Origin of the sequence: Rahnella victoriana (assembly GCF_004330295.1) — a bacterium.
In the GTDB taxonomy this organism is placed as follows: Bacteria; Pseudomonadota; Gammaproteobacteria; order Enterobacterales; family Enterobacteriaceae; genus Rahnella; species Rahnella victoriana.
The window spans coordinates 59,194-85,393 of sequence record NZ_SJOJ01000003.1 but is presented as its reverse complement, the minus strand read 5'-3'; the positions used below and the strand labels follow the sequence as shown (position 1 = coordinate 85,393).

At 55.0% G+C, this 26,200-nt stretch carries 26 protein-coding genes and 1 tRNA gene; 12 read left to right on the top strand and 15 right to left on the bottom strand.

Going from position 1 to position 26,200, the window contains the following annotated elements; all coding sequences use genetic code 11:
* The first annotated feature begins 324 nt into the window (after window positions 1-324).
* The 6 genes from EYY67_RS03635 to EYY67_RS03610 are packed head-to-tail and all read left to right on the top strand — an operon-like array spanning window position 325 to window position 6,382.
* The gene (locus EYY67_RS03635; RefSeq protein ID WP_232769413.1) at window positions 325-927 is read left to right on the top strand and encodes a helix-turn-helix transcriptional regulator; all 603 of its coding nucleotides are present in this window, start codon (window positions 325-327) and stop codon (window positions 925-927) included.
* A 55-nt stretch (window positions 928-982) separates the two neighbouring features.
* Window positions 983-1,543, top strand: coding sequence for a fimbrial protein (locus tag EYY67_RS03630; protein WP_131692863.1), 561 nt, complete (start codon window positions 983-985; stop codon window positions 1,541-1,543).
* A 53-nt stretch (window positions 1,544-1,596) separates the two neighbouring features.
* A complete protein-coding gene (locus EYY67_RS03625) occupies window positions 1,597-2,277 on the top strand; it encodes a fimbrial biogenesis chaperone (protein ID WP_131692862.1) in 681 nt (226 codons plus the stop codon).
* Window positions 2,278-2,322: 45 nt separating this feature from the next.
* Window positions 2,323-4,857 (top strand): fimbria/pilus outer membrane usher protein, encoded by a 2,535-nt coding sequence (locus tag EYY67_RS03620; RefSeq protein ID WP_131692861.1) that lies wholly within the window; start codon window positions 2,323-2,325, stop codon window positions 4,855-4,857.
* Window positions 4,848-5,369: a fimbrial protein gene (locus tag EYY67_RS03615; protein ID WP_095923106.1), complete on the top strand. Its 522-nt coding sequence runs from the start codon at window positions 4,848-4,850 to the stop codon at window positions 5,367-5,369. The genes EYY67_RS03620 and EYY67_RS03615 overlap by 10 nt, the downstream gene beginning before the upstream one ends.
* Window positions 5,369-6,382 carry a fimbrial protein gene (locus EYY67_RS03610; RefSeq protein WP_095923107.1) on the top strand — a complete coding sequence of 338 codons (1,014 nt, stop codon included), beginning with the start codon at window positions 5,369-5,371 and terminating at the stop codon, window positions 6,380-6,382. Before EYY67_RS03615 ends, EYY67_RS03610 begins: the two co-directional genes overlap by 1 nt.
* Window positions 6,383-6,536: 154 nt before the next feature.
* Here the strand turns inward: EYY67_RS03610 and bhsA are convergent, their stop codons facing one another.
* The 5 genes from bhsA to EYY67_RS03585 form a co-directional block, all read right to left on the bottom strand.
* On the bottom strand, window positions 6,537-6,794 hold the full coding sequence (gene bhsA / locus EYY67_RS03605; protein WP_119822713.1) for a multiple stress resistance protein BhsA: 258 nt from the start codon (window positions 6,792-6,794) through the stop codon (window positions 6,537-6,539).
* Between the two features lie 326 nt (window positions 6,795-7,120).
* Window positions 7,121-8,665 carry a NosD domain-containing protein gene (locus EYY67_RS03600; protein ID WP_131692860.1) on the bottom strand — a complete coding sequence of 515 codons (1,545 nt, stop codon included), beginning with the start codon at window positions 8,663-8,665 and terminating at the stop codon, window positions 7,121-7,123.
* 63 nt (window positions 8,666-8,728) lie between these two features.
* Complete coding sequence (locus EYY67_RS03595) at window positions 8,729-9,448, bottom strand: DUF554 domain-containing protein (RefSeq protein WP_095923112.1); 720 nt, start codon at window positions 9,446-9,448, stop codon at window positions 8,729-8,731.
* Window positions 9,445-10,065 carry a UbiX family flavin prenyltransferase gene (locus EYY67_RS03590; RefSeq protein ID WP_119822716.1) on the bottom strand — a complete coding sequence of 207 codons (621 nt, stop codon included), beginning with the start codon at window positions 10,063-10,065 and terminating at the stop codon, window positions 9,445-9,447. Before EYY67_RS03590 ends, EYY67_RS03595 begins: the two co-directional genes overlap by 4 nt.
* A gap of 9 nt (window positions 10,066-10,074) precedes the next feature.
* The gene (locus EYY67_RS03585; RefSeq protein WP_095923114.1) at window positions 10,075-11,562 is read right to left on the bottom strand and encodes a UbiD family decarboxylase; all 1,488 of its coding nucleotides are present in this window, start codon (window positions 11,560-11,562) and stop codon (window positions 10,075-10,077) included.
* 155 nt (window positions 11,563-11,717) lie between these two features.
* Here EYY67_RS03585 and EYY67_RS03580 point away from each other — a divergent pair, with 155 nt between their 5' ends.
* The 4 genes from EYY67_RS03580 (at window position 11,718) to paoC (ending at window position 16,472) form a co-directional block, all read left to right on the top strand.
* Window positions 11,718-12,608, top strand: a complete 891-nt coding sequence (locus EYY67_RS03580) for a LysR substrate-binding domain-containing protein (protein WP_119822717.1) — start codon at window positions 11,718-11,720, stop codon at window positions 12,606-12,608.
* 175 nt (window positions 12,609-12,783) lie between these two features.
* A complete protein-coding gene (paoA, locus tag EYY67_RS03575; RefSeq protein ID WP_095923116.1) occupies window positions 12,784-13,323 on the top strand; it encodes an aldehyde dehydrogenase iron-sulfur subunit PaoA in 540 nt (179 codons plus the stop codon).
* A complete protein-coding gene (locus EYY67_RS03570) occupies window positions 13,320-14,270 on the top strand; it encodes an FAD binding domain-containing protein (RefSeq protein WP_095923117.1) in 951 nt (316 codons plus the stop codon). The genes paoA and EYY67_RS03570 overlap by 4 nt, the downstream gene beginning before the upstream one ends.
* 3 nt (window positions 14,271-14,273) lie before the next feature.
* Window positions 14,274-16,472 (top strand): aldehyde oxidoreductase molybdenum-binding subunit PaoC, encoded by a 2,199-nt coding sequence (paoC, locus tag EYY67_RS03565; RefSeq protein WP_131692859.1) that lies wholly within the window; start codon window positions 14,274-14,276, stop codon window positions 16,470-16,472.
* 185 nt (window positions 16,473-16,657) lie between these two features.
* On the opposite strand, the gene EYY67_RS03560 is transcribed toward paoC, so the two are convergent.
* From EYY67_RS03560 to EYY67_RS03550, 3 genes are read right to left on the bottom strand one after another with little or no spacing between them, the layout of a single operon-like run.
* Entirely contained in the window at window positions 16,658-16,912 is a 255-nt protein-coding gene (locus EYY67_RS03560; protein ID WP_095923119.1) for a bacteriocin immunity protein, read from the bottom strand.
* Between the two features lie 37 nt (window positions 16,913-16,949).
* On the bottom strand, window positions 16,950-17,213 hold the full coding sequence (locus EYY67_RS03555) for a colicin immunity domain-containing protein (RefSeq protein ID WP_131692858.1): 264 nt from the start codon (window positions 17,211-17,213) through the stop codon (window positions 16,950-16,952).
* Between the two features lie 26 nt (window positions 17,214-17,239).
* Complete coding sequence (locus EYY67_RS03550) at window positions 17,240-17,497, bottom strand: helix-turn-helix domain-containing protein (RefSeq protein ID WP_131692857.1); 258 nt, start codon at window positions 17,495-17,497, stop codon at window positions 17,240-17,242.
* Between the two features lie 112 nt (window positions 17,498-17,609).
* Here EYY67_RS03550 and EYY67_RS03545 point away from each other — a divergent pair, with 112 nt between their 5' ends.
* Window positions 17,610-17,864, top strand: a complete 255-nt coding sequence (locus tag EYY67_RS03545; RefSeq protein WP_119822728.1) for a helix-turn-helix domain-containing protein — start codon at window positions 17,610-17,612, stop codon at window positions 17,862-17,864.
* A gap of 41 nt (window positions 17,865-17,905) precedes the next feature.
* Here EYY67_RS03545 and EYY67_RS03540 read toward each other — a convergent pair.
* The 6 genes from EYY67_RS03540 to gpt all read right to left on the bottom strand — a co-directional run bounded on the left by EYY67_RS03540 (window position 17,906) and on the right by gpt (window position 22,982).
* Window positions 17,906-17,981 (bottom strand) — tRNA-Thr (locus EYY67_RS03540).
* A gap of 158 nt (window positions 17,982-18,139) precedes the next feature.
* On the bottom strand, window positions 18,140-19,393 hold the full coding sequence (gene proA / locus EYY67_RS03535) for a glutamate-5-semialdehyde dehydrogenase (protein WP_131692856.1): 1,254 nt from the start codon (window positions 19,391-19,393) through the stop codon (window positions 18,140-18,142).
* A 10-nt stretch (window positions 19,394-19,403) separates the two neighbouring features.
* Window positions 19,404-20,507 (bottom strand): glutamate 5-kinase, encoded by a 1,104-nt coding sequence (gene proB / locus EYY67_RS03530; RefSeq protein WP_095923124.1) that lies wholly within the window; start codon window positions 20,505-20,507, stop codon window positions 19,404-19,406.
* Between the two features lie 123 nt (window positions 20,508-20,630).
* Window positions 20,631-21,032, bottom strand: a complete 402-nt coding sequence (crl, locus tag EYY67_RS03525; RefSeq protein WP_112290914.1) for a sigma factor-binding protein Crl — start codon at window positions 21,030-21,032, stop codon at window positions 20,631-20,633.
* Between the two features lie 63 nt (window positions 21,033-21,095).
* Window positions 21,096-22,346 (bottom strand): esterase FrsA, encoded by a 1,251-nt coding sequence (frsA, locus tag EYY67_RS03520; RefSeq protein ID WP_095923126.1) that lies wholly within the window; start codon window positions 22,344-22,346, stop codon window positions 21,096-21,098.
* Window positions 22,347-22,523: 177 nt separating this feature from the next.
* A complete protein-coding gene (gpt, locus tag EYY67_RS03515) occupies window positions 22,524-22,982 on the bottom strand; it encodes a xanthine phosphoribosyltransferase (RefSeq protein ID WP_095923127.1) in 459 nt (152 codons plus the stop codon).
* Window positions 22,983-23,275: 293 nt separating this feature from the next.
* On the opposite strand from gpt, the gene pepD reads away from it, so the two are divergent.
* Complete coding sequence (gene pepD, locus EYY67_RS03510; RefSeq protein WP_131692855.1) at window positions 23,276-24,736, top strand: beta-Ala-His dipeptidase; 1,461 nt, start codon at window positions 23,276-23,278, stop codon at window positions 24,734-24,736.
* A 98-nt stretch (window positions 24,737-24,834) separates the two neighbouring features.
* Here the strand turns inward: pepD and dinB are convergent, their stop codons facing one another.
* Window positions 24,835-25,929, bottom strand: a complete 1,095-nt coding sequence (dinB, locus tag EYY67_RS03505) for a DNA polymerase IV (protein ID WP_095923129.1) — start codon at window positions 25,927-25,929, stop codon at window positions 24,835-24,837.
* Window positions 25,930-26,200 lie beyond the last annotated feature (271 nt).

Here is a 26,200-nt window from a genome sequence, read left to right as displayed (position 1 = left end):
AATAATCGGTATGATTTATCCTATCAAAGCGAAACGGGGGAATGTTAATACTGATGAACATATTAAAGAGCGCCATGCGTCATTAAGATATTTCCACCGATTACTCTGAATAGTTTTAAGGAAACGCCCTTAGCGGTGCTATATAAATCAGACTTTTAACAAGCTGTAAAATCTGAATCTAAACATTATTTCATATTAATTCAGATTTTTTATCTGATTAGTTCTGTATCATTAGCGGATAAATCTTATTACTGAGGATTATCACGATGCGGTTGACCGTTCATTTAAAAACATTAAATTAACACTACAAATCGAGGGGGGATTATGGAAAGCATATTCGAACCCGGTGAGTTTACAGATATTGCATTAATGGGCGAAGACCATTACGCCCGACAAGGCATCGCCTCTTTATTGCATATCATGGGTTCAACAATAAGGGTCAAAGCCTCTGTTCGTGATTACCATGTTCTCGATATGGTTTTAGAGAAGACACGTATAGATGTTGTTTTTATCTCCGAACCTGAAAAAAGTCATGCCGGTTTCGACTGTTTAACGTTTATTAGCAAAATTAAAGCATCACACCCAAAGATGATTATTTGTCTGTATTCCGTTCATACCAGTTCATTACTTTGGGTGAGAGGTGAAGTGGATGCGTTTGTTTCATTAAAAGAGCCACTTTATAACTGGCACGCCAACCTGATGAAACTGGTGGATAAACGTTACCGGCCAAAATCGAAACCGGCAGCGTTATCACTGACCCCGATAGAATGGAAAGTATTGAAGGAGTTAAAAGACGGACGTGATTTAAGACATATAGCAGAAATGGAGAAGCTTTCTTATCGCCGGGTGAGTGCATTAAAAGGCTCGGCGATACGAAAACTCGGGCTAAGGAATAAAACAGATTTACTGGTGTTCTTAACCAGTTAAGCCTGCCGCCTTCCGCGCCATAACTCGCAACAATGCAAACAAGGGAACGTAATAAATGAAATACATCTTTACTCAATCAGTGATGACCAAATCTCTGCTGGCAGTCTCTCTGGCAGCCCTGCTGCCGGTCTCCGCCATGGCGGCAGAAACCAGCGGCGGGACCGTCAATTTCAGCGGCAGTGTGGTGACTTCAGCCTGCGCCATCGGCAGTGACAGCGCCAACATTGACGTTGATCTGGGTCAGGTACGTACCGCGACGCTGGCAGCTGCGGGCAGCGAAGCCAGCTCGGCGAAAGCCTTCTCTATCGTGCTGGAAGATTGTGATACCACCGTCTCCAAAGCCGTGGCGGTAACGTTCTCCGGTACGCCGGATGCCAACGATGCCACCAGTCTGGCGGCCGGTTCTAACGGCGGCACCGGCAGTGCACAGAACGTGGCCATCCGTCTTTATGATGAACAAGGCACCGTGGTCAAACTGGGAGAACCAGCGGGTGCCGTCACCCTGCGTGATGGCGAAAACACCCTGAACTTCAGCGCGAAATACTATTCGCCAAAAGGGACGGCGACAGCGGGTGATGCCAGCGCCGTGGCCACTTACACCATGACCTATTCGTAATCGTCTGGTCCGGCCGGATGGCCGGACCTTATTCCCGGATAAAAGGATTTATTATGTATAAATATACTGCCAGTGTTTTATTCGCCACCTCGGTATTTACCGCCTCAGCCTTTGCCGGTGGTGTCGGTCTGGGTGCCACGCGGATGATTTATTCCAGCGCAGTCACGCAGGCAGCACTGGATGTGCGAAATACCCATAAAGACGCGCCGTTTCTTATTCAGTCCTGGATTGAAGATGAACAAGGTCAGCGATCAAATGATTTTGTGATTACGCCACCGTTATATGTTTTAAAACCGCAAACAGAAAGCGTCATTAAAGTGATGTTTAACGGTAAAGCCTTACCGCAGGATCGGGAAACCCTTTACTGGTTAACGGTAAAAGCCATTCCGCAACAGGATAAACAAGCGGCCGGGAATACGTTGCAGTTTGCCTCGGCCAACCGGATTAAAGTGTTTTATCGCCCGGCCGGTTTACATGAAAACGCCACTGAGGTGTGGAAACGTCTGCGGGGAGAAGTGCGTCAGGGGAAAATAACCTTAACGAATCCGACGCCTTATTATCTCACCACCATTAATTTAAGCGTGGACGGCAAGGCGGTTAACCCGGTGATGATCCCGCCGAAAGCCAGCGTGGCACTGCCCGGGCCTTTCGGCAAAGCCAGCACGTTCAGCTATCAGACCATCAATGATTACGGGGCGTGGACGCCGTCCATGACCTCTCCGCTGGTCAGGTAACCCCTGCTGAAGTTAAGCCGTGTCAGAATATTAAGGCGTCATATTGTGAAGGTAAAAATCGTTTGTGCCCTGGTTTCTTTAAACCTGATGGGGAGTGCTGCGCACGCAGCGGGCGATTTGCAATTTAATCCGGCATTTTTGAAAGGTGAAGGATCTAATATTGCAGATCTTTCCTGGGTCAATGCAGGAGGAGAATTACCTGCGGGTGAATATAATATTAATGTTTACGTGAATAATAATTATGCCTTTACCGGCAACATTCAGTTCCGCGTAAATAAACAGGATTCAGGATCTGCCCCTGCACCCTGTATTACACCTGAACAAATCACGTCGATGGGGATTGATATTCAGCAGGCGAAAGGCAACGTATTACCGCTGACGCAGCAATGTTATTTTTTAAATAGCCATTTTCCGGGCACGACGCTGGATTTCGACCAGAAAACGCTGACCGTGAATATCAGCGTGCCGCAGCATTTTATGCTGAACCTGCCGCGCGGATATGTCAGCCCGGAGAGCTGGGAATCGGGCATCACCTCGGCGTGGTTCAATTATGTGATTAACGGCTCGAATAATACCTATGAAGGTGAGAGCCGTACGCGACAGGATCAGTTGTTCGCCAGCCTGAACAGCGGCGTGAATGTGGGCGCATGGCGTCTGCGGGATTTCACCACCTGGACCAAAGACAACAACCAACTGTCGCACGTGCAGACCTATCTGCAACGCGACCTGCCTGCCCTGCGTTCACAGGTGTATGTCGGCGAAACCTACACGTCGGCGCAGATTTTCGACTCAGTCGGATTACGCGGTGTCGCCCTGGCGACCGATGACAACATGCTGCCCGCCAGTCTGAGCGGCTACGCGCCTGAAGTGCGCGGTATTGCCCGCAGCAACGCGACGGTGACCGTGCGCCAGAACGGCAATATTATTTATCAGACGTCGGTGGCAGCCGGTGAATTTGTGCTGAAAGACCTGTATCCGACCGCATCCGGCGGCGATCTGTCGGTCACTATTACCGAAAGTGACGGCAGCAAAACGCAGTATGCCGTGCCGTTTGCCAGCGTGCCGAATCTGGTACGCGCCGGACAGTTTAAATATTCACTCGGTGCCGGGACATTCCGCGGCGGAACCAACCAGAATTCGCCGGAATTTTTGCAGGGCGAGATGTTCCGGGGCTGGAAATACGGCCTGACATTCTACGGCGGTGTGCAGGCGGCGCAGGATTACACCGGTCTTTCACTGGGCATCGGGCAAAACATGGGCCGCTTCGGCGCGTATTCGCTGGATGTGATCCACGCCCGCAGCACCCTGGCCGACGGCAATAATTATGACGGCGATTCCGTCCGGTTGCGTTACAGCAAGCTGATCAGCGATGTCGGCACCCGCCTGAACTTCTATTCATGGCGTTTCTCAACGGAAGGGTTTTATACCCTCGGCGACACCGCCTACAAACGGATGAACGGCGGCAGTACGCAGGAAGTGACAGAGGCCGACGGCACCGTCACCACCCGTTACGACAACGTGTACGACCTGAGAATGTCGCGCAAATCTAAAAATCAGCTGCTGCTGTCGCAGCCGATGGGCGAAATGGGGTCGCTGTCGCTGTCATGGGATCAGCAGACCTACTGGAACACGCCAAAATCGACGCAGGGCCTGCAGTTTGCCTGGAACAACACCTACCGCAACGTCTCGGTCGGGCTGAATTTCCAGCGCAGCACCAGCCTGTATGACAACAAAAAGGACAACATTGTGTCGCTGTCCCTGTCCGTTCCTCTGGGCAATCCGGCCTACTCAACCCGCGTTCGCTACAACGGGACACAGGCGGATTCCACCGGTGCGACCCACAGTGTCGGGCTGAGCGGTTACATGCCGGGCAAGGATAATGTGTTTTACAGCGTCAGTCAGCGTTACAGCGAGCAACAGCAGTACGGCGGCGATACCTCCCTGCAATATCAGGGGCAACGCGGCGATTACAACCTCGGTTACAGCTATTCCGCACAGTCACGCAATCTCAGTTATGGCATGAGCGGCGGCGCGGTATTGCATGAAGATGGCCTGACATTAAGTCAGCCGCTGGGTAACACCAATATTCTGGTGAAAGCACCGGGCGCGGCGGATGTCGCGGTCAGTAATCACAAGGGCATTAAAACCGACAGCCGGGGTTATGCAGTGATCCCTTACGCCACGCCTTACCGCGTTAACCGCGTGGAGCTGGATGTGACGACCGCAGGCCACGACGTCGAACTGGATAACGCCGTGATCAATAAAACCCCGACCGACGGCGCGATGGTGCGGGCGGTCATTCCGGCGCGTATCGGCATGAAAGCGATGCTGGTGATGCGCCATAACACGAGCGTGCTGCCGTTCGGCACGGTGGTTTCCCTGCTGGACAGCCAGACCGACAGCAGCAGTATCGTCGGCGATAACGGCAGCCTGTATCTTTCCGGCCTGCCACAAAAAGGCACGCTGAAAGCGGTCTGGGGCACCGGCAGCGGGAAAAGCTGTCAGGCGGTCTACCGGCTGGATAAGCAACATTACAACCCGCAAACCGGGCTTTATTCGCAGGAGGTGACATGTCAGTAAACCGGCCATTTTCAGTCTGCATCGTGCTGACGCTTTTACTCTCCGCCAGCGTCAGTGCCTACGACGTGCTGGTGTCAGTCACCGGCACCATCATCGGCAACACCTGCGTGGTGTCGGCGGATTCGGACGAGGTGAACGTGCCGCTCGGCACCATCGGCACACGTCAGTTTCTGGCGGCCGGGGACGTCAGCAACATTAAAACGCCGTTTTCGCTGAATCTGGAAGACTGCGGTCCGACCTTTACCGGCGCAAAAGTGCGTTTCACCGGCACGCCGGATGCCACCAATACGCAGCTTTTAAAAGTGGATGACGGCGGCGCGACCGGTGTGGCGGTGCAGTTGCTCGACAGTAACAGTAAGGAAATCCCGCTCGACACCCAGACGCAGGCGTATGGCATTGCGGGTGCCGACACCGTTGAAATGAAATTTTATGCCCGCCTGACGGCGACAGGCGAGACGGTCATCCCCGGTGACGTTTCGGCTATCGCCACCTGGCTGGTGGAGTACCAATAATGAAAAAACTCTTTCTGATGACTTTTTTATGGATGTGCGCGATGAGCAGCGTACTGGCGGCAAGCTGGACATCTGATATCACCCTGTCTCCGCAACCGATGAGTTTCTCCGGCCCGGCGGATTCCATCGTGCCCGGTAAAATTATCGGCTCGACCTGGAGCGCCACCGCCAGCGTCAATGAAGTGGTGTGGTGCGGACTGATACAGAAATGTGAGTCAGGCACCATGGAGCCGGGCAGCGGCGCAGTATCAACGGGAATGACCGTGACGGTCGATGGCGAAAATTACACCATTTTCGAGACCGGTGTGCAGGGTGTGGGTTTTATTATCGGCCTGAAAGACACCAACGGTACCGTGTATATGCCGTTGCAAAGCGGACAAACGCAGACCTATCCGGCGGACGGCACCAACGGCTACGCCACGGGTTTAGGCTGGGCAGCCAAGGTCACGTTTGTGAAAACCGGCGAGACGCTGGCGACGGGGGTCTACACCACGCCGACCATCAGCGCGGCACTGCTCACCGTGAAGAATAATGAGACGACCACGGCTCAGGTGATTATCAACCCGACCACCATCACAGTGAGCGCCACCGGCTGTACCGTGCTGACCAAAACCGCCAATGTGGATCTCGGCACTGTCGATGCACGAACCTTACCGGCGGTGGGCAGCACCTCCCCTTCCGGCGCGTTTAACGTTGCGCTGACCTGCGACCAGCAGGTGTCGGTTAACGCCACCATCAGCGACCAGACCCATCCCGCGAATATGTCGATCGCCGCCTCGCTGACCAATGATTCAACGGCAGAGGGCGTCGGTGTGCAGTTTTTGTATAACGGCACCCCGCTGACGCTCGGACAGGACAGTCCGGCCTCCGGTGCGCTGAACCAGTTCTTCATACAAACGACGGATCAGGCACAGACCCTGAACCTGCCGTTTCAGGCACGCTATATCCGCATGGGAGAGTTAGTGCCCGGCACGGCCAATTCGCTGGCGGGAATTACGTTTTCATATCAGTAAAGTGGGATTAAAAAAGGCTTTCCTGTTACGGGGAAAGCCTGATTTTCAGCCTGCAGGAGAGCCGCAATAATCACTTCCATAAATACCGTTAGCCACAGACACGAAAAAGGCGGCAAACGCCGCCTCTTCTGCATACTGCTGGTGACTGCGTCGCTTATTTATAAATCTCTGCAGTACCGTAAAGCTGGTTGTTACCGGATGCGCCGATAATGCGGTAAGAACTTGCGCCCGCCTGAGTGGCTTTGGCATTCAGTTCTGATTGCAGACCGGAGATGGAACCGGTGGTAGATGCCCCGACCACACCGATGGATTGCTGACCCGCCGGCGCAGACTGAACTTCTGTCGCGGCCAGGGTAGTGAATGATGCAGTTGCCAGTGTCAGAGCGGCGATGGTCATAGCGATGTTTTTCATGATGTTAATTCCTGTTCGTTAATTTTTTTTCGGGATGCCCTCTTCAGGCACCTCAGTTTCAGGTCAACGTTATTTATTAATTAACGTTCGATAAGTAAATACTAAGCGTCGCTGAGAGTTTGTGCAAGATATTTATTTAATGACCGTTAACTAATTGTGCGATCGCAAAGAACGGGCGGCAAAAAGGTGCGAAGATCGAAAGGGGAACGGCAGAGACGGGATGCTCTGCCGCAGAACAGTTAGTGACTGACGGTGGCGAACGCCACCGGGCGACATTTTATTATTTGCAGGGAATGCACTTTGTCAGGACGAAGGCTGGAGAGGATTTATTGTGTCAGCGCGGCCGGTTTGCTCAGTGGCGAAGTGGCGCCGTCGCTGGTGGTGGCGGTGGAGGTGACATTGGCAATGTGTAAACCGGCAGCCACGGTCAGCTGATCGTGGATGATCCCCTGCCCTTTGGCGTCGACCGGCACCAGCTGATAGCCGAGATAGTTTTCCGCTTCATCCTGAGTGGATTTGCTGTTGGAGAAGAACTCGATGCGGTACAGCGTATTCGCCTCGCCGTTGACTTTGCCGTCTACGGTCAGGCTGTTCTGGCTGCGGCTGACGTGCGTAATCGCAGGTGCGTGCTGCTCTTTATTCGGCGTTTTTTCACAGTCCGCAGACTGACCATCAATCGCACAAATTTTTTCCAGCGTGCTGGTGTCGTTACTGATACCGCCGCCGCGGTTGCCGATAAAGGCCGCGTGTTCCAGCCCCGGCACGTTAAACACAATCGCCCCCGCAAAACCTGGCAGGCAACTGCCGCCCGCAAAGCAACGGTTCACCGGTTTGCCGTTGTCGATCATGATGTTCGCCGTAATGCGGTTAACTGCCGGTCCGGTGATACGGTTGATACCAAACGCGCCGCCTTTGCCCGGTTCGCCCTGCGGACGGACGGACACCGCAACACGGTTACCGGTCATGATATTGCTGTCGACGATATTGCCGGTGCCGCTGAGCGTGACGGCGGAAGACAGATGGGTGAAGGTGTTCCCGGCGATATAATTGCGGTTGCCCCAGTTAAGCTGTACGCCGTCAGAGTAATTTTCGAAGTGGTTATGCAGCACCTCGTTATCATTGCCCCACAGCATTTCCAGCCCCTGCGAAGGTTCTTTGTTGTTCACCTCGTCGGTAGTCACAAAGTTATCCGCAATCAGGTTGAATGATGCGCCACGCGTGGCTTCCATCGCGTCGCCATTGTTCACGAAAGTATTACGGATAATTTTATTACGCTCGGTGGTGGTGGCGGTGGAATTCCCCTTGCCGTCATCGCCCGTCATCATGATCCCCGCGCCACCGTGATTGCCCACAATACGGTTATCTTCAATGACGTTATCTTTCGCGCGATTGATCAGGATGCCGATACAGAAGTTACGCACTTCCAGCCCCTGCAGCGTGACGTCATGGGTGTCGCGCAACACCAGTCCCGGCATAGTCGTCGTGCGCACGTTCGCGCCGTACTGACCGCTGACCGCGCCCGGACAGGATTGCGGTTCGCTGCCTTTGATATAACCGGTACCATCGATGGCGGCGAACTGGCCGCTTTTCTGCCAGTCTAGGTTGATGATATCCACCGGCCCGAGGATCGCCGGTAACGGTTTAAGCGGTTTAATCACTAACGGGTGATGATCCGGTGACTGAAGTTCAATGCGGTAATGCCCGGCGTTCTGGTTATTTTTCTCCAGCGCCCAGCGCAAGGTGCCTGCGCTGCCGTCATCGGCGGATGAGGTGACTTTTAAGATTTCTGGTGCGGTATAAGTATTCTCTGCTGCAAATGACGCGAAAGGCATGAGTAATGCCAGCACCATAGAAATTTTATTTTTTATCATGACAGAACCTGTTTCTTCTTAGATAAAAACACGGTGTTTCCCGCGGAGGCGGGGGTCGTTAATTCAGAAAAAATGTACCCATAAACTCGAAATCGGCATGGCCAGCACCAGCGCGGGCAACATGTTGGCGACCGGAAAGATTTTGATGCCGCAGATGCGAAAACCGGTGGCGAACATCAATACACCGCCGACGGCAGAGAAATCCGCCTGCATTTCCGGCGTGGTCAGCGGCAGAATAAACACCGCGCCGTACGCCAGCAGCAACTGAATGATCAACTGCGGTACCGCGACGACGGCCACGGCAAAACCGAGCGTGGTGGCAAAAATAGCGGCAGTGAACAGATCGAGGAACGATTTGGCGATCAGCACGCTGGTATCGCCGGTCATGCCTTCATGCATGGAACCGAAAATCCCGGTGCCGCTGGCGCAGAACAACACGATAATCGCCACGTAGCTTTGCAGGAACTTCTCCTGAGATTCCTGATCGCCCGGATCGGATTTGACAAAAATCTCCACCAGACTGCGGGCTTTGCTGCCCAGCTTGCCGATGCCTTTCTCCAGATAACAGAGTTCGCCCAGCAACGCGCCGAGGATCACCGACAACACCATCACCGGCATGTGGCTGACTTTCACCACCAGCACGATCCCCATACACATCGAGGCCGCCCCGAAAATAAGCGGCATGGAGTTACGCAGACGTTCCGGCAGGCGGTTGCTGAGCAACGCGCCGACAATCCCGCCGAGCAAAACGGCAGAGCCGTTGATATAAGGTCCGATAATCACGGGTTATTACTCCTGGTCATTAACGTCATGTTTTCGCCCCAGCGGGGCAGATCGGCACAGTCCAGATCCAGCAGTCCCAGCGCCCGCGCCACGCTGTGCGCGATGATGTCTTCCACACTGGTAGGTCTGGCGTACAGGGCAGGAACCGGCGGAAAAACAATGCCGCCGCATTCGGTGACCTGTTGCATGTTGCGTAAATGCCCCGCGTGCAGCGGCGTTTCACGCACCATCATCACCAGCCGGCGTCGTTCTTTTAAAACGACGTCTGCCGCCCGGGTCAGCAGGTTATCCGTCAGGCCATTGGCCACAGCCGCCAGGGTATGCATTGAACACGGCGCCACCAGCATGCCGAGCGTACGGAACGATCCGCTGGCGATGGCCGCACCGACTGCGCGGAAGGGATATACCACATCCGCCAGATCGGCCACGTCCGCTTCGGTCAGCGTGGTTTCATGTTCCCGGTTGAGGTGCCCGGCCGGTGAAATCACCAGATGCGTTTCCACATCGAGCTGACGCAGGTAACGCAACGCCTGAACGCCATAGGAAAACCCGGACGCGCCGCTGATCCCGACAATCACGCGGGGTTTTTGGGGTGCCTTAAATGCAGACCCTGACATGCTGTCTCCTTATTTTTTGCTGAAGCCCGGAATAAAGCGGTTTACATCCACGTCGAGGAACTCGCTGCGCTGGAAATTCGCTTTCAGGTTGTAAGGTACTGTGCAGTCGAAAATAGTTTTGCAGGCAATACCGTGGTCGCGTACCGACGGGCTGAAAGCCGGATCGGAAGACGGATCGAGCGGATGGCAGCGCACGCCGGGAATAAACACCGTGCTGACGTCGCCCTGATAGCGGGTGGTCATCGCCCAGATCACGTCGTTGAGGTCGAACACATCGACGTCTTCATCCACCAGCATCACGTGTTTCAGCTCAGAGAAAGCAGCAAACGCCAGCAGTGCGGCCTGACGCTGACGACCTTCATCGGCCGCAAAGCGTTTTTTCACCTGCAACACCGCGAGGTATTTACCGGTACCCGGTGACGGGCAGTGAACGTTCTGCACAAAGCCCGGCAGCGCGCGTTCTACCATCTGCAAAATGCTGGCTTCGGTGGGAATACCGGCCATGTTGGTGTGTTCGTCGCTTGGTCCGATACAGGTTTGCAGGATCGGATGGCGGCGGTGCGTAATGGCTTTCACTTTAATCACCGGCACTTCGGCCTGTGCCGCACCGGTATAACCCGGGAATTCAGGCATCGCTTTGCCGGTATTGGTGTTCTGATCTTCGCGGACGCGGTAGTTCGGCACCAGTTCGCCTTCGATCACCACTTCGGCGTTGGCAATACCGCGCGCACTGACGGTCAGAGCATCCACCAGTTCGACGGCCTGATTACGCAGGCTGCCCGCGATAGACAGTTCGTCAAAGCCCAGCGGTGTGGTTGGTGGCTCAAAGCACGCACCGATTTCAATCGCCGGATCGACGCCGATGCTGATGGTAATCGGCAGCGGTTTGCCTGCGGCTTCGGCTTTCTGACGGAACACATCCAGATGGCGGCCGGGCACAAAATACATGGAGATTTCGTCTTTGCTCTGCACGCACAGACGGTGAATGGTGACGTCATGCTCGCCGGTTTCAGGGTCGGCGGCGTAGCACATGCCGAGGGTGAAATACGGGCCCGCATCTTCCGGCGTATTGGTCGGGGCTGGCAGAATTTTCAGAATGTCGAAATCCGGGTCGGTGGCCAGATGCACCACTTCCTGACAGACCGCTTTTTCACGCGGAATAACAATCGGCGGGATGGGATTCGACACGGAATCTTTCAGCATAAACGCCAGATTTTCCGGCGTGGTGCCAAACAGACGCGCCACACGTTTACGGGAAGACAGCAGGCCAATCAGCACCCGCATGTCGTTATACCCTTTGACCTTATTAAAGATCATCGCCGGACCGATTTGGGTCGGACGTTTCACGGTGCCGTGCGCACCGACGTAGCGGTATACACCGGATAACTCCGCAATCGGATCCACGGGCTCATCGGTGTAGATCAGTTCATCGTCGTACTGGCTTAACACCGCCAGCGCGGACCGCAGATCCGTCACTTTTATTTGTTCTTCAGACATCTTGTGCCCCTTAAAGTCATGTCATCGAGGATGCACCGGCAGGCTCTTCATCGCCGCTGCCCGGTCAGTTTGCAAAGGATCGGTGATAAGAGTCCAATAACAATACACCGCTCTTTGATAAGGGATTATTATGAGGAAAACGCACCGGAGGACGTATGGATTACCGACAATTACACTCGTTTGTGGTGCTGGCGGAAGTGCTGCATTTTGGTAAAGCCGCCATGCAGCTGAACATCGCCCAGCCCGCATTAAGTCAGCACATCAAGGCGTTAGAACAGTCACTGGGGATCCCGCTGTTCACCCGCGACAAGCGCCATGTGGCGCTGACCTTCGAGGGAGAGCAACTGGTCGAAGAAGCCCGCATCGCCATCACTCACTACGAGAAATTTCTCGAGAATGCGCGCAGTTTGCGGCTCGGGCATAAAGGGCAACTGAAACTCGGGTATGTCGGATCGTCGATTCTGGATCCGGCTCTGGCGCTGTTAATCAATGGTTATCGCAAGCACAAACCCGATATTGATATCGTCATTGAGGAACATAACGTTCACGAGCAGCTAACACTTTTGCTCAATTATCAGCTGGATATCGCCCTGGTGCGCTCGCCGGTGCCGCAGTTTCCTGAGCTGGAATACCTTGATGTCGCCACCCGCCCGCTGATCGCCGTGCTGCCACGCAGCCACCCGCTCGGCTCCGGGCAAAAAATATCGCTCTCCTCGCTGTCAGATTCGCCGTTCCTTATCCAGAAAGATCCGCCGGGCGTTGGCCTCGGCTGGTCAGCAATAAATGCCTGTCAGCAGGCCGGATTCGTGCCACAGAAAATTCAGTTTACGCGGGATGTGTCGGTGGCCATCGGGCTGGTGTCGATGGGCATGGGCGTGACGCTGGTGCCGGAGACCCAGCGGTCGGTGATGATCCCGGATGTGAACTACTGCTTCCTGACCGATCCCGGCGCGACCACCACGCTGACGCTCAGCTGGCAGCGGCATCTGAAAAATAAAGCCCTGACGGATTTCATCCGTTACGCGCGGGAACTGACCCATCCGTGACAGGCAAAAACGGAAGACTGAAAATGGGAACAGACTGAAGACGCCGTATTTCAGGATTACTCCCAACGCCATCGCCGACTATGCTTAAAGCTTCGTGATAAAAAAATGCCGTTAAGGCACCCGCGAAGTTTTCCCGTTTTTCTGATTCATTTTGTCGAAATACCGGAGGTCTGGCATGAGCAACCATGACGAAGCAATCCACACATCCCACCTGAAACTGAAAATCAACGGCCAGATCCGCCAGCTGGTCGTGGATACGCGCACTACCCTGCTGGATGCGTTGCGCGAGAACCTGCAACTGACCGGCACCAAAAAAGGCTGCGACCACGGCCAGTGCGGTGCCTGTACGGTGATCGTCGATGGGCGCCGCATCAATTCCTGCCTGACGCTGGCCGTCATGCATCAGGATGCCGAGGTCACCACCATTGAAGGTCTCGGCACGCCGGATAACCTGCATCCGATGCAGGCGGCGTTTATCAGACACGACGGCTACCAGTGCGGTTACTGCACGCCGGGGCAGATCTGCTCCTCCGTTGCCGTATTGCAGGAGATCGAGGCGGGCATCCCGAGCCACGTCACGCTGGATCTGGTTTCCCCTCCGCCGCAATCCGCCGAAGAAATCCGCGAACGCATGAGCGGTAATATCTGCCGCTGCGGGGCGTATTCCAATATTCTTGCCGCGATTGAAGACGTCGCCGGAGGTCAAAAACCATGAAGGCTTTTACCTATGAACGGGTACAAACGCCCGCCGATGCCGCCGGCAGCGCCTTACAACATCCCGGTGCCAAATTTATCGCGGGCGGCACCAACCTGCTGGATCTGATGAAACTTGAGATCGAACAACCTTCTCATCTGATCGACGTCAACGGACTGGCGCTGGATACCATTGAGCCTGACGGCAACGGCGGCCTGCGGATTGGCGCGCTGGTGCGCAATACCGATCTGGCCGCAGATTTACGCATCCGCCGTGACTATGCCGTGCTGTCGCGGGCGCTGCTGGCAGGGGCTTCCGGCCAGTTACGCAATCAGGCCACCACCGCCGGTAACCTGCTTCAGCGCACCCGTTGCCCCTATTTTTACGACACTAATCAGCCCTGCAATAAACGCAATCCCGGCAGCGGTTGCGCCGCCCTTAAAGGTTTCAGCCGACAGCACGCCGTTATCGGCGCAAGTGCAGCCTGCATCGCCACGCATCCGAGCGACATGGCCGTCGCCATGCAACTGCTCGATGCCGTGGTGGAAACCATCAACCCTGACGGCGCAGTACGCCGCATTCCGCTGGCTGATTTCTACCGTGCGCCCGGCGATACGCCGCATCTTGAGACCGTGCTGGCTGCGGGCGAGCTGATCACCGCCGTCACCCTGCCGCCGCCGCTGCAAGGCACGCACATTTACCGCAAAGTCCGTGACCGCGCGTCGTACGCGTTCGCGCTGGTGTCCGTTGCCGCCATCGTTCAGCCCGACGGCACCGGCCGTGTCGCTTTCGGCGGCGTGGCGCATAAACCCTGGCGGCTGGCCGACGCCGATGCACAGGTGGCGCACGGCGCGGGAGAAGTGTATGCGCGGCTGTTTGCCGCTGCGCAACCGACGCCAGAGAACGCGTTCAAGCTGATACTGGCGAAGCGAACGCTCGCCTCCGTACTCACTGAAGCGAGGGCATAACCGATGAAATTCGACACGCCTGCAACAGACAATCCGATCGACCAGATGAAAGTGGTCGGTCGTGCGCATGACCGCATCGACGGACCGCTGAAAACCACCGGTACCGCGCCCTACGCCTATGAATGGCATGATGAAGCGCCCGGCGCCGCCTGTGGTTATGTGGTCGGTTCCGCCATTGCCAAAGGCCGGATCACCGCGATGGATCTGCATGATGCAGAACACGCCCCCGGCGTGCTGGCGATCGTCACGGCGGCCAACGCCGGTAAGCTGGGCAAGGGTGACATGAATGCCGCCACGCTGCTCGGCGGCCCGCAGATTGAGCACTACCATCAGGCGATTGCCGTGGTGGTCGCGGAGACGTTTGAACAGGCACGCGCCGCTGCGTCACTGATCCACGTCGAATACCTGCGCGAACCCGGTGCATACAGCCTTGCGGAGCAGAAGCCTGCCGTCACTACTCCGCCGGAAGATACGCCGGACAAAACCGCCGGTGATTTCGCCAGCGCCTTTGCCGCTTCACCGGTGCAACATGACGCTATCTACACCACGCCGGATCAGAGCCATATGGCGATGGAACCTCATGCCTCGCTGGCGGTGTGGGAAGGCGACAAGCTGATCCTGCGCACCTCGAACCAGATGATCGCCTGGTGTCGCAGTGAACTGGCCAAAACGCTGAATATTCCCGAAGAGAAAGTGCGGGTAATTTCGCCCTACATCGGCGGCGGTTTCGGCGGCAAACTGTTTCTGCGCAGCGATGCCGTGCTGGCGGCGCTCGGTGCCCGCGCCGTCAACAGGCCGGTGAAAGTCACATTGCCGCGCCCGATGATCCCGAACAACACCACGCACCGTCCGGCCACGCTTCAGCACATCCGCATCGCGACGGATGAGAAAGGTCAGATCACCGCCATCGCCCATGAGAGCTGGTCCGGCAATCTGCCCGGCGGCACACCGGAGACGGCGGTGCAGCAAAGTGAGCTGCTGTATGCGGGCAAAAACCGCCTGACCGGGTTGCGGCTGGCACAGCTGGATCTGCCCGAAGGCAACGCCATGCGCGCGCCCGGCGAGGCCCCCGGCCTGATGGCACTGGAAATCGCCATCGACGAAGTCGCGGAGAAAGCAGGTATTGATCCGGTGGAGTTTCGTATTCTCAACGACACGCAGGTCGATCCGCTCCATACCGAACGTTTCTTTTCACGTCGCCAGTTAATTGAATGTCTGCGCACCGGCGCGGAGAAATTTGGCTGGCACCGGCGCAACGCCATGCCTGCACAGGTTCGTGACGGACGCTGGCTGGTCGGCACCGGCGTCGCGGCTGGCTTTCGTAATAACCTGCTGGAGAAATCCGGCGCGCGGGTGCATCTCGACGCACAGGGCAACGTGACGGTGGAGACCGACATGACCGATATCGGCACCGGCAGTTACACCATCATCGCCCAGACCGCCGCCGAGATGATGGGCGTTCCGCTGGAAAAGGTCGTGGTACGGCTGGGCGATTCTGACTTCCCGGTATCCGCCGGTTCGGGCGGCCAGTGGGGAGCCAATACGTCTACCGCCGGGGTGTACGCTGCCTGCGTAAAACTGCGCGAAGCCATCGCGGAAAAACTCGGGTTTGATGCCGATAGCGCGGTGTTTACCGATGAACTGATTTGTCAGGGCGACCGCACCGCACCGCTCGCGGAAGCGGCGGCCAGCGGAACCCTCACCGTGGAAGACAGCATCGAATTCGGCGGGCTGGACAAGACGTTTCAGCAATCAACCTTTGCCGCGCATTTCGTGGAGGTCGGCGTGGATATCGCCACCGGCGAAACCCGCGTCCGCCGCATGCTGGCGGTCTGCGCCGCGGGCCGGATCCTCAATCCGAAAACCGCCCGCAGCCAGGTGATTGGCGCGATGACCATGGGCGTCGGCGCGGCGCTGACGGAAGAGCTGAACGTCGATAAAGAGCTGGGGTATTTCGTCAACCACGATCTGGCCGCATATGAAGTGCCGGTACACGCCGACATCCCCGAACAGGAAGTGATTTTCCTCGACGACACCGATCCGGTTTCTTCCCCCATGAAAGCCAAAGGCGTCGGCGAACTGGGCCTGTGCGGCGTCAGCGCCGCCATCGCCAATGCCATTTATAACGCGACGGGCGTCAGGGTCAGGGATTATCCGGTGACGCTGGATAAACTGATTGGAGGATTGCCGGAGATTGAGTGAATGGGGAAGTGAGAAGCCATGCACTATCCACTTTGCACTTTAATGGGAGCCAAATGGCTCCCATGTTGCATAAGCAGGGATTGAGGCGACCGCTCTCATAACCCACCAAATTTAAACCGTGAGTATTCCTGTTATCCCAGACATAAAATAACCACTGAAAAACTGGTTCGCCATATTACAGAAAACTAAGATTTAAATAATGGTTTTCCGGCTGACACACGCCATTGCTTAATCTCAGCAATCACGCTCTCTGGCGTTACTATTTTATCGCCTTCAGGATAAAAAATTAAATCAGTACCTGAAGGATGCTCCGTAACCCGACTGAAATTATCCAGTAAGCTGTCCTGATATGACTCGCTGCCATGCACGTCGAAAATATCTTTCACCAGCGCAATAAATTCGGCTTCTGAGTAATCTTCAAACCTTTCTTTAAGGAGCATGATTTTTCCTTACGAGGCTACAGGCGGAACCTGGGATTTATTCGTTATCTAAAACAGACCGAACCCGCGCTTTAAGTTCATCAGCATCAAACTCATCCTTGTCACGATCATCATCAGGATTAAATTGATCCGCAAGACAGAAGATGGTCGAACATTTTTCACTGTCCTGATCGTTGTCTTTCTGCAAATCACCATTCTCACCCTCAGCTTTCCATAACATCTGATAGGGGTCAGCGAAATCTACAGCGGATATCTGGTCATCAGTAAATGTCCTGGCGAAAGCTAAAAGTTTCTGGCTCATATTTGGGCATCCTGCAAATGAACACACTACGATTGTTTTTTACTTTCATGAAATTCAATAATCAGCGCAGCAAGCTCGTCTTCTTCGGCATAAAGATAAGCCACAGGCACATCCAGCACTTTAGCTATTCGGCTGACAGTATCCTGATCTGGCTGATGCTTGCCTTTCTCATACTGATTCATGCGCGCACTTGATGAAGCCTCATCCAGACCAGCAAGCACGCCCAACTTGTATTGAGAAAGCCCTGCACGCAGACGCGCCTCCTTGAGTCTCTTGATCAACATGATGTCGGAGCCAACCTTTTTACTAAGTTATTCTTAGTTTTCTATTGTGTTATTTTTAAGCGCCGAGCATACTAAGGATAACTTAGTAATCACCATTATCCGGAGGTCTTACATGGCAGTTTCAAAAGATTGGCATACCGCTGACATCATCGCGGCAATCAGAAAGAAAGGGACAACAATGGCAGCAGTTTCCAGAGAGGCAGGGTTGAGTTCATCAACGCTTTCAAATGCACTGGCAAGGCCGTGGCCGAAAGGAGAAATGATTATTGCAGAAACGATCGGAGTCGATCCGAAGGAGATCTGGCCGAGTCGTTACTTTGATGGAAAGACAGGAACTAAAATAAACAGAAATCTGAGAGGAAAATAAATTAATTGTTTGTTTGATAATACAAGAGGTTAAAACAGAAATGGTGCCGACTACCGGAATCGAACTGGTGACCTACTGATTACAAGTCAGTTGCTCTACCTACTGAGCTAAGTCGGCATTTTGGAGTGTTACCGGGGAACTACGGGGTGCTAAATTAGTGAAATCTGACGCTGCCGTCAAGCCCCCTGAAGTGCGTTTGCTGCTTTTCTCATCACCCTGCATGAAATAGGGATTTAGCACCGGCTTCATGACGAAAAATCCACCGGTACCACGCGTTACGGACGGACTAAATCGTCGCCGTAACCAATCCATTTGTAGGTCGTCAGGGCTTCTAATCCCATCGGGCCGCGGGCGTGCAGTTTTTGAGTACTGACCGCCACTTCTGCGCCTAAACCGAACTGTCCGCCGTCGGTGAAACGGGTGCTGGCGTTGACGTACACCGCCGAGGAATCCACTTCACGTACGAACCGGTCTGCGCTGCTGATGGAACGGGTGAGGATCGCATCCGAATGCTCGGTACCGTAGGTGCGGATATGCGCCACGGCGGCGTCCAGATCGTCGACAACCGTGACGTTCAGATCCAGTGACAGCCATTCATCCGAATAATCTTCTTCGGTGACCGCCAGTACTTTCGCCGGGCCATTTTGCAGATACGGCATCGCCGATTCGCTGGCGTGCAGCGTGACACCTGCGCGGTGCATTTTGTCGCTCAGTTCCGGCAGGAAACGGGCGGCGATCGCCTGATGCACCAGCACGGTTTCGAGGCTGTTACAGGCGCTCGGACGCTGCACTTTCGCACTTTCCAGCACGGTCAGCGCTTTGTCGAAATCGACGCTTTCATCCACAAACGTATGGCACACGCCGATACCGCCGGTGATCACCGGAATGGTGGATTGTTCGCGGCACAGTTTGTGCAGCGCCGCGCCACCGCGTGGGATCAGCATGTCGACGTATTTATCCAGACGCAGCAGTTCCGCGACCAGTGCGCGATCGGGGCTGTCGATTGCCTGAACCGCCGCTTTCGGCAGCCCGCACTCTTCCAGCGCCATCTGGATGACATTGACCGTCGCCTGATTGGTGTGGTGTGTTTCTTTGCCGCCGCGCAGGATAACCGCATTACCGGTTTTCAGGCACAGGCTGGCGACGTCGATGGTGACGTTGGGACGCGCTTCGTAAATCACGCCGATCACGCCGAGCGGCACACGGCGGCGTTCGAGACGCAAACCGCTGTCCTGCTGTGAACCATCAATCACCTGCCCGACCGGATCGCTCAGACGGCAGACATCACGCACGTCGCTGGCAATCGCCGATAAACGTGCGGGCGTCAGCAGCAGGCGGTCTAACAAGGCGTCGCTCATGCCGCTTTCGCGGGCGGCGGCCATGTCGAGTTCGTTGGCAAGAATAATGCTCTGGCTGTTGACCTCGAGCATGTCGGCCATCAGCATCAGCGCACGGTTTTTCTGCGCGGTGCTGAGGGTGGAGAGCTGCCAGGACGCGGCTTTCGCGGCCTTGCCCATCTCGTTAAGCATCTGTGGCTCCTTAACTGACAATCATGTCGTCACGATGCACGGCAACCGGGCCGTATTCGTAACCGAGAATTTCGCTGATCTGCTGAGAGTGATGACCGGCAATCATGCGCATCGCATCGCTGTTATAGCGGCTGACACCGTGCGCGAGGTCGCGTCCGGTCAGGTTGCGGATGCGGATCACTTCGCCACGCGAGAAATCGCCTTTCACGTCGCGGATACCTTTTGGCAGCAGTGAACTGCCGCGCTCCATCATGGCGGACACCGCGCCGTCGTCGATAGTGATTTCACCGGCAGGCGGTGCGCCGAAGATCCAGCGTTTACGGTTCTCCAGCGGCGTTTCCATCGCGTGGAAACGTGTGCCGACGGACACGCCGTTAATCACATCGCCAATCACGCCCGGCAGGCTGCCTGCGGCAATAATGGTATCGACGCCCGCGCGGCACGCGACATCCGCCGCCTGCAATTTGGTCGCCATGCCACCGGTGCCCAGACCGGAAACGCTGTCACCCGCCACGCCGCGCAGTTCGTCATCAATGGTCATGACTTCACGGATCAACTCGGCCTGCGGATTGGTGCGCGGATCGGCGGTAAACAGACCGCGCTGATCGGTCAGCAGCAGCAGTTTATCGGCACCGGCCAGGATCGCCGCCAGCGCGGAAAGGTTGTCGTTATCGCCGACTTTGATCTCTGCGGTGGCGACGGCATCGTTTTCATTAATCACCGGCACGATATGGTTATCGAGCAGCGCATGCATCGTGTCGCGGGCGTTCAGGAACCGCTCGCGGTCTTCCATGTCGGCGCGCGTCAGCAGCATCTGACCAATGTGGATGCCATAAATCGAGAACAATTGCTCCCACAGCTGGATCAGACGGCTTTGCCCGACGGCAGCCAGCAGTTGTTTGGAAGCAATGGTGGCGGGGAGTTCGGGGTAGCCAAGATGTTCACGCCCGGCAGCAATCGCGCCCGACGTCACAATCACAATCCGATGCCCCGCCGCATGTTGCTGCGCGCACTGGCGGACAAGCTCAACAATGTGAGCACGGTTGAGGCGGCGTGAACCGCCAGTGAGCACGCTGGTGCCCAGTTTTACAACCAGTGTCTGGCTACCACTCATAATCGTTCCATTAGTGTGAATAAGAAGTGCTTCTGTGTCTTTTTTAACAGGGGAGAAGCGTTATGCCAACCGGCATAACGCTATAATAGCAGCATTCAGTATGGGAATGGGTAGTACAGAAGGTCAGGCGGAGAGCTTCACCGGTTCTTCGCTGAAATCATCAGCAGGTTCCAGTTTGAGGGACATCTCTTCAATCATCTTGTTGAGATTCTTGTGGAACCCTTTCAATGTCGTCTCAAGCTTCTCACGCACTTCAGCATCTTTAATGTTTTGCGCTTTCCAGATGCCGTCTTTGTCGAATAATCCGAAATGATATACATAGGTAAAACGTTCAGCTTCAGCCTGCAACTCAATCCACCAGCCCCAGAACTCACGCTTCTCCGGCGCTGGCTTCACGTTGACACACACCGCTAAGCAGTCGAAGAAAAAGCGGTCGTTCTCGCATTTTCCTTCTCTGATGTACGGCCCGAGCGTACCGAAACGTTTCATTAGCCTGCTTTTAGGATGACCACTTGGTAACGTCATAGTACTACCTCCATATAAAGACGATCCTTTTTAGCAAAACGTTAAGAATTAGCAACCGTTAAGTTACTGCATTCTCTTCTGCAACCACCCGCAAATCTCATGTAACGCCGTGTCAAAATGCTCGTAAAGCGGCTCACTGTGGATGGTTAAAATCTTGCCGTCAGACGACGAATCCGCAATCAGCTTAGCCTCGCTCTTCGGGCTGAAGATGTCATTCTCCCAGTACGCGGCCAGCATTGGCGTCGGGGTTCTGCGCCCGAGCAGCCCCTGCGTTTTCAGAGAATACCGATTAAGTTCGGTTTTCAGCGCGGAATCGGAGGCGCTCGACATGCCGAGGCGGCTCGCCAGCACGTCCATATACATATCCGGTACCTGTTCCTGACATTTAGGATCGCTCAGCAGGGTATGCACCAGCGCGCCCAGCGTGGCGACGGCCCGTACGCGGCGCGGTTCGAGATAAGCCAGACGTACGGCCACGTTCGCGCCGAAACGGTAACCGAGCAAACTGACACGACTGGCATCGACCCACGGCACATCCGGCAATTGCATCAGCACCTGCTGGTGCAGGAAGCTGGTGTCCTGCGTCAGTTTCCACTTCGCCGAGAACCCGATGGACGGCATGTCGATGGTCAGCATCGCAATGCCCATCGGCGCGAGATAAGAGCGGAACAGCCGCTGATGGTCACTTTGTAATGTGTCCAGACCGCCGCAGACCATCACTGTCGGGAACGGTGCCTTGCCTTCATTCGGCAGATGCAGGAAACCGGTGATCGGCGCGCCGCCGGGGATTTTAAATTCCAGCTCTTTCAGTTCATACGACGAATGCTCAGAAGATTTTTCAAACGCTTTGTTCGCCAGCGCCTCGGCCTGCTCCGCCAGCGTATCGCCTTTCAGATGCGGATAACCGGCGATGCTGTAAAGGTTGGCGGCTTTCAGCCAGTATTCGCTGGCAATCTCAGCATCGGTTTCTTCAGCGGCTTTTTGCTGCCAGTGCATCGCCTGATTTGACCATTCGTAGATCCAGTTGCCGTTGCGGTAGCCAATCACGGTGTCGAGCAATAACGGATCGCTGTGTTCAGCTTTCGAGACCGCAATACGCGACAGCACTTCTTCCACTTCCAGCGGATCAACCCCGCGCCACATCCACATCAGACGGTTGATCGTGCGGTACCAGCAATTGACCGTGTCGCCTTCCAGCGCAGAGTGCATCGGCGGGTGCGTATTATGGTGATGAACGCGATGAACCAGCGTCGACGTTTCAGGATATTTAAAGGAAGGTTTAAACAGTTTTTCCGTAAGATTGGCTGGAGCCATAATGCAAGATCCTCCGTTAGCAAGCAGCAGGTCGCCCGCAGGCGATCATTTCTGGACGGGATTATAACCCGCCCACGTTGCGACATGTGAGGTGTGAGGTCAAGCGGAAAGGATTTCAAGTCAACAAAAGCAAAACGCCCGGCAATAAGCCAGGCGTTTATAAACACTAAGGGGAAATTACTTACCCACTAATGGAGGCACAAAGATGACCCCCATATCCCACGGCTGCTCGATCCAGGTGTTCTGCGGGATGTCTACCACGTAGTCATCGACCAGCGGTGCGCCCGCCGGTTTGGCGAAGATAGTGATGAAATGCGCTTTCGGATACATTTCGCGGATCGCTTTCGCGGTGCCGCCGGTATCAACCAGATCGTCGATCACGATGAAGCCTTCACCGTCGCCTTCTGCGCGTTTCAGCACCTGCATTTCGCGCTGATTATCATGGTCGTAGCTGGAGATACACACGGTATCCACATGGCGGATGCACAGCTCGCGAGCCAGCAACGCTGCAGGGACCAGACCGCCACGGCTGACGGCAATAATGCCTTTCCATTGTTCTGCCGGCAGCAGGCGTTTAGCCATGGTACGGGCGTGGATTTGCAGCATGTCCCAGGTTACAACGTATTTTTCGCTCATAAAGGTGTCCCAGCCAGTGAATTATCGGCTTCTAAAAAAATAATGGGGGGAAAAAAGGTTGCGCGAGATTATAGTGAGTCCGGCTCACAAAAACCAGTGGTTATCTGGCCTCAGCGACCCAAAAATCCCGGAATTTCTCCCCGCGCCCGCGCACAGGTTAAGATTAAGTGATATTCTGTCAGGCCACTCGCCACACAGTCTGGCGGGGATTACTTAACCTTAAATCTACAGCATCTCAATCAGTTCCCCTGCAAATGGAGCCTGAATGAGCTGACTGTTACAGGAGACTTATAGTGTCTGAACTGTCTCAGCTTTCGCCACAACCGTTGTGGGATATTTTTGCCAAAATCTGTTCTATTCCGCACCCTTCTTACCATGAAGAAGAACTGGCAAAACACATCGTTGAATGGGCACAGGAAAAAGGTATCCACGCTGAGCGTGATGAAGTTGGCAACATTTTGCTGCGCAAACCGGCCACCAAAGGCATGGAAAACCGCAAAGCCGTTGCCCTGCAGGCGCACCTCGACATGGTGCCGCAGAAGAACAACGATACCGTTCACGATTTCACTAAAGATCCGATCCAGCCGTTCATCGAAGACGGTTGGGTAAAAGCCCGCGGCACCACGCTGGGTTCTGACAACGGTATCGGTATGGCGTCCGCGCTGGCGGTGCTGGCTGATGACAGCGTAGAACACGGCCCGCTGGAAGTGCTGCTGACCATGACCGAAGAAACCGGCATGGCGGGCGCATTTGGCCTGCAACCAAACTGGTTACAGTCTGAAATCCTGATCAACACCGATTCCGAAACCGAAGGCGAAATCTACATGGGTTGCGCCGGCGGGATTGATTTTACTGCCACACTGCCCCTGAGCCGTGAAGCGGTACCGGCTGGTTTCACCACGCTGAAACTGACCCTGAAAGGTCTGAAAGGCGGCCACTCCGGCGCTGAAATCCATTTGGGTCTGGGCAACGCCAGCAAACTGCTGGCACGTTTCCTGGCTGACAACACCGACGCGCTCGGCCTGCGCGTGCTGGACTTCACCGGCGGTACACTGCGTAACGCGATCCCGCGTGAAGCGATCGTGACGTTAGCAGTTGCAGCGGATAAAGCAGACGCACTGAAAGCGGCAGCTCAGGAATTCCTGGCGACCATTCAGTTCGAACTGTCAGCGGTAGAGAAGAAAATTGCTCTGGTGGTGGAAGCGGCTGAAAGCAACGCGAAAGCGCTGACCGCTGAAACTCAGGGTAAATTCCTTGCCCTGCTGAACGCGACGCCAAACGGCGTGATCCGCATGAGTGATGACGTGAAAGGCGTGGTAGAAACCTCGCTGAACGTCGGTGTGGTCACCATGAAAGATGACGAAGTGGCGATCAACAGCCTGATCCGCTCTCTGATCGACAGCGGCAAAGAATATGTGGTCAGCATGCTCAATTCACTGAGCGAACTGGCAGGCGCGAAAAGTCTGGCAAAAGGCAGCTACCCTGGCTGGAAACCTGAGCCAAGCTCACCGGTAATGACGCTGGTGCGTGAAACTTACCAGACGCTGTTCAACAAAACCCCGAACATCATGGTGATCCACGCCGGTCTGGAATGCGGTCTGTTCAAAAAACCGTACCCGGACATGGACATGGTCTCCATCGGGCCAACCATCACCGGCCCGCACTCGCCGGATGAGCAGGTTGAAATCGCCAGCGTCGAGCTGTACTGGAAACTGCTGACGGCGCTGCTGAAAGCGATTCCTGAACGCGGTTAATTTTTGCACCCTCCCCTGCGAAGGGGAGGGCTGGGGTGGGGTGGGGTATTAAAGCAAAATCAGTTGATTGAAGTTTTCTCAGGCATTGATTTTGCCCGCTAAACCCCCTCCCAGCCTCCCCCTTCGCAGGGGGAGGAGTTTAAATCTAACAATAGCTGCCGCTCTATCTGCGGATCCTGTAACGTCACATGCAATCCCACCAGTCTGACTCCCCTTCCGCCGCGCCGCTGTTCCCACGCTTCCCGCGCGACTTTCAGTAAATCCTCTTTATTCAGCACCGGCCAGACGTGTTCCTGCGTCGTCTGCTGGAAATCATGGAATTTGAGTTTGACCCCCTGCCGGGCGATGCGCAGTTCCGGGCTTACGCGAAGCAGGCGTCTGTGCAACTCAGGATACAAACGGTCGATCAGCGCCACGCACTCTTCCCAGCTGTGAATATCTTCGGCCAGCGTACGTTCCACACCGACCGATTTGCGCAAGCGTTCGGGAGAAATCTCACGCTCGTCGATGCCCTGACAACGCTCCCATAAGACACGGCCAAATTTGCCAAAACGTTTAAGTAATTTAGCCAGATCATAACGTTGCACATCGCCGCAGGTGATTAACCCCTGCTCCTGCAAACGCTGGGCGGTGACTTTGCCGACGCCGGGGATTTTACTCAGCGGCAGATCCTGTAAAAACGCCTCCACTTTATCGGGCGTGATAACAAACTGGCCGTTGGGTTTGTTCAGATCCGAGGCGATTTTTGCCAGAAATTTGATCGGCGCAATGCCCGCTGACGCCGTCAGGTTGATCTCATCAAAAATGGCCTGACGAATTTCGGCGGCGATAAGCGTCGCAGAACCGTTGCATTGAGTCGCGTCGGAAACATCCAGATAAGCTTCGTCGAGTGACAGCGGTTCGATCAATGGCGTATAACGCGCGAAGATTTCACGAATGTGGTCAGAGGCTTCTTTATACGCGTCCATTCGGCCGGGAATGACTTTCAGGTGCGGACACAGTTTCAGGGCCATGCCGGTGGGCATTGCGCTGTGGACGCCGAACTTGCGGGCCGGATAATTGGCGGTGCTGATGACGCCACGGCGGTCACGACTGCCGCCGATAGCAATAGGAATGTCGCGCAGGGAAGGATCATCGCGCATCTCGACGGCCGCGAAAAAGCAGTCCATATCCACATGAATGATTTTACGCATAGCCCTCCCCCAATGACTGTATAAGTATACAGTTGAGTGAGGAGATTTCCAACACAGAAAATGTTGGTTAATTTCGCTTAATTAATCACCATTGATGGCAACGTAATAAATTTCCGATATCGAAACTCATTATTCATTATTTGGTGATTGCTAAAAAATTAATCAGTATTAATATGGCATCGTTTCAGACAGGCAGTACATAAGAAGAAAATCAGTGGCGGTCTTACAGGCACTTCAGCTGTAGACAACATAATCGACATTATTACCAAGC